At 42.6% G+C, this 3,052-nt stretch carries 6 protein-coding genes; 3 read left to right on the forward strand and 3 right to left on the reverse strand.

The window, feature by feature from the left end; all coding sequences use genetic code 11:
• Window positions 1–153: 153 nt before the first annotated feature.
• Entirely contained in the window at window positions 154–468 is a 315-nt protein-coding gene (locus QUB16_RS33080) for a zinc ribbon domain-containing protein (protein ID WP_333322598.1), read from the reverse strand.
• Window positions 469–622: 154 nt separating this feature from the next.
• Here QUB16_RS33080 and QUB16_RS33085 point away from each other — a divergent pair, with 154 nt between their 5' ends.
• The 3 genes from QUB16_RS33085 to QUB16_RS33095 all read left to right on the forward strand — a co-directional run bounded on the left by QUB16_RS33085 (window position 623) and on the right by QUB16_RS33095 (window position 2,361).
• On the forward strand, window positions 623–796 hold the full coding sequence (locus QUB16_RS33085; protein WP_333322600.1) for a hypothetical protein: 174 nt from the start codon (window positions 623–625) through the stop codon (window positions 794–796).
• 41 nt (window positions 797–837) lie between these two features.
• Window positions 838–1,419 carry a hypothetical protein gene (locus QUB16_RS33090; RefSeq protein ID WP_333322602.1) on the forward strand — a complete coding sequence of 194 codons (582 nt, stop codon included), beginning with the start codon at window positions 838–840 and terminating at the stop codon, window positions 1,417–1,419.
• A gap of 468 nt (window positions 1,420–1,887) precedes the next feature.
• Entirely contained in the window at window positions 1,888–2,361 is a 474-nt protein-coding gene (locus QUB16_RS33095) for a TspO/MBR family protein (protein ID WP_333322604.1), read from the forward strand.
• A 223-nt stretch (window positions 2,362–2,584) separates the two neighbouring features.
• On the opposite strand, the gene QUB16_RS33100 is transcribed toward QUB16_RS33095, so the two are convergent.
• Window positions 2,585–2,854 carry a hypothetical protein gene (locus QUB16_RS33100; protein WP_333322606.1) on the reverse strand — a complete coding sequence of 90 codons (270 nt, stop codon included), beginning with the start codon at window positions 2,852–2,854 and terminating at the stop codon, window positions 2,585–2,587.
• 17 nt (window positions 2,855–2,871) lie between these two features.
• Window positions 2,872–3,052, reverse strand: a 181-nt coding sequence (locus QUB16_RS33105) for a hypothetical protein (protein WP_333322608.1), incomplete at its 5' end; no start/stop codon positions are given.

A 3,052-nucleotide genomic window follows, 5' to 3' on the forward strand; every position in this document is an offset into this window, starting at 1 on the left:
CGCTCGCGTATTGTACAATACGCGAGCGGGGACGCTCGCACTGTAAATGCAAAACTGAGATGCTCCCATATTAGAAGTCAGTAGTCAGTAGTCATTAGATTAGGAATAATTACCAATTACCGATTACCAATTACCAATTACCAATTACCGAGTTCAGTCTTTAAGCGGCTTACCATCTCGATTGACAATACGGCTTTCACCATCCTTAGCGGTGACATTTTCATAAACCCCTTCATCCCGCTTCACGTACTTGCTGAACCCCTGATTTTTATAATCGGTGTCCGATGTCGGCTTCATCAACCTCGGAGCGCTCAGCAGTCGGCGTACCGGAGCATCTGCGGGAGTCTCCCCGGGTTCGCACTTAGCCAACTCGCACAGTTGGCCCCAAGTCGAAACTTCCAGGTTCATGCTGTGCCAAACTTCTAACTGCTGGTTGTTTTCGGGACACAAATAATCGTATACAGGCATACTAAGAATCTCGTTTGCAACTACTAAAATTACTAATTGCACGGTTATTGAGAATATTATAGCTCAACATTACTAAAAATTCAACCCTAAAAATCAAACTTTACTATTTTTAACGGTTGTTGAAACCTTAAATCCGCTATATTATTAACCCTGTGTGCTTGCTGCCGGATGCGATCGAGACAAAGCCCAAAAGTACCCTACCCTGAAATCCTCTGACTCGATCGCACGATCGCACGATCGACGGCTAGCAAATGCCCGCAAGACTTCCCTCAATGCCGTCAAAGGATCGATCGTCATTTTCAGACTGTACGGAAATCACAGATTCTAAGTTTCAATTTTATTTATTTACTCACCAGCGAGGATTTACCGATGAGCGATTTCAAAGTTACGCCAGAAGTAGAGCTGAATACAGCTCAAATGTTGGAGCGATACCAACTGCAAGATGAGACAAATCTGCGGCGTTGGGCAAAACTGCACGGCATTAACAGCACTCGCGGTTTCTTCTATCCGAGTGAAGTAGATTTGATGGATCACGCTCACCACCATCTTTACAATTTGGGAATGAGCATTGCTGACTACCAAAGTCTTTTAGACCGGCGCCGCAGCCATTCCCAGAGACCGGGCGACCAAAATAAAACAGTAGCAAGTCAAGTTGCTGACGAAGCATACGATGCCATAGAAACGCTAACCGATCAGTATGCTGAAGCTATAGATTTAATGGGAGAACGTATAGCAGACCATTTCATAGATGAACTCGATTTATCTGTGATGCGGCACCTTTCTCAAAAAGTGAAAGACCGGCGCACTCTCAACGGTCAAAGCAAAAAGCCTAACCGTTTTCTCCAAGTGATTAAAGCTGTGTTGCAACCGAGCAGCGAAAATACGCTTCTGGTTCCCAAAAAAGAGGATGACTCTAGTTTAGAATTAGAACAGCATCATCGGCTCGGCTAGTCGCCGATTTTTGTGAAAGGCTAAGAGACTTTTTGTTCAATTAACTGGTCAAATTTACTGAAAAGCAGACCCGAATCCTCCCCTTGTCAAGGGGAGGGAGCAAGAGTCAATCGATTTTAGATTTTAGATTTTAGATTTTAGATTTTAGAATTGAAGCATTGACCCCACCGATAAATTGGGGGGGCAAGTTTCATCGGATACAGGTTTTTTATTTCTGGGTCCTGAGTCTGCTTTCGGAATGAATCACGTGGCGGGTATCCTGGATGCTTTCGGTCACATTTTTTATATTATGAAGGGGAAGTGAAGAGAATAAATTAACGTTTCCCAGAAGTCTAAATTACTTTTAAACTGATGTTGGGTTTCGCGACGGAACCAAACCTAATATAACTAGGGACAGATTGCGCGATCGCCAAAATTAGAGATAATATCTGCAGAATTGAACCTGTCAACCTTGCCCAAGGTAAAAAAATGATTAAATCCTGGATGGTAATTGGAGGCGTCGCCTTGATAGTAGCACTAGCCACTAACATAATCCCGCCCAGCGACTTCCAATGGTTCAACCGCTTGCAGCGTCCTAGATGGCTAGTATTTGAAAGAGCAATTCCCCTAATTTGGACAGTAATTTTTATTTGTGCAGCTTGGTCAGCAGTGATTGTTTGGGAAAAAGAACCAGGAACTCAGGAGACTTGGCTGAGAATGGGTTTGTACCTGCTTTTAGAAATAGTAACTATGTCTTACACCTCGGTTATGTGCAAAGTTAGGAGCCTAAAAGTCGGCACAATAATCGGCGGAACGGGCGCTATTTTAAGCGTAATGCTAGCTTTAAGTGTGTTGCAAGTTTCGGAGCCAGCCGCCCTGTTATTGCTGCCTTACATACTTTGGAGTCCGATCGGCACTTACACCACTTGGGCAATGATGCACCTGAACCCGGCGGATGTTTAGCCTCTCATGGAATTAGTCATTTTAATGGGATTGCACGCAGAGAAAAAAAGCACCTTTTAAACCTAAAATGTGCTCGCTGTTAGCTCCCCGGCTTCTTTAATAAGTCCGGGAGCGGAGTCTTCTGTTTTTTGAAAATAGGCAATTAACGATCAACTATCTCAAACCAGATCGACTGCCATAAACTTTAACCCTTTCTTTCTACCTTAAATTTATCACAAGAGTTTTATGTATCAGACGGCAAATTTTCGAGCGCGGAAATGAGTTGTTGCAGTAGCTCACCAAAGCCAGCCATCTGTTCATCAAAAGCATCGCCATTTCTTACATAAAGATCGTTCTTTCGTTCACTTTCAAGCACTTCCTTTGCAGCTATAACTTCTGCGACACTAATGCCATGCTTCTTAGATAATTTTACTATCACTGCAATAAAAGCATCCAGATGTGAATCTTCTACTGTGCAGTCATTTCGCTCTTTCTGGCTAAATAAAGTACCCATCTGGTTTCTAAAAATAGTTATTTTTTAAACATACCACAATTATGATATTCATTATTAATAAAGACTAAAACCGCAAAAAAATCTGTACAAATTAACGCTTGCTTGTACAGATAAGTAAAGATAGGATCGCGAATTAAATAACTTACAATTTTAATTGTTATTGTGGGATGGGCGTCCCGCCCGTCCTTTTTGGACGGG

Origin of the sequence: Microcoleus sp. D3_18a_C4, from assembly GCF_036702415.1 — a bacterium.
Classification (GTDB): Bacteria; Cyanobacteriota; Cyanobacteriia; order Cyanobacteriales; family Microcoleaceae; genus Microcoleus.

What these genes read in the sequence shown, in the direction of transcription:
- QUB16_RS33090 (WP_333322602.1), top strand. Translation starts at nt 838, where the DNA reads ATGAGCGATTTCAAAGTTACGCCAGAAGTAGAGCTGAATACAGCTCAA.
- QUB16_RS33080 (WP_333322598.1), bottom strand. Translation starts at nt 468, where the DNA reads ATGCCTGTATACGATTATTTGTGTCCCGAAAACAACCAGCAGTTAGAA.
- QUB16_RS33095 (WP_333322604.1), top strand. Translation starts at nt 1,888, where the DNA reads ATGATTAAATCCTGGATGGTAATTGGAGGCGTCGCCTTGATAGTAGCA.
- QUB16_RS33100 (WP_333322606.1), bottom strand. Translation starts at nt 2,854, where the DNA reads ATGGGTACTTTATTTAGCCAGAAAGAGCGAAATGACTGCACAGTAGAA.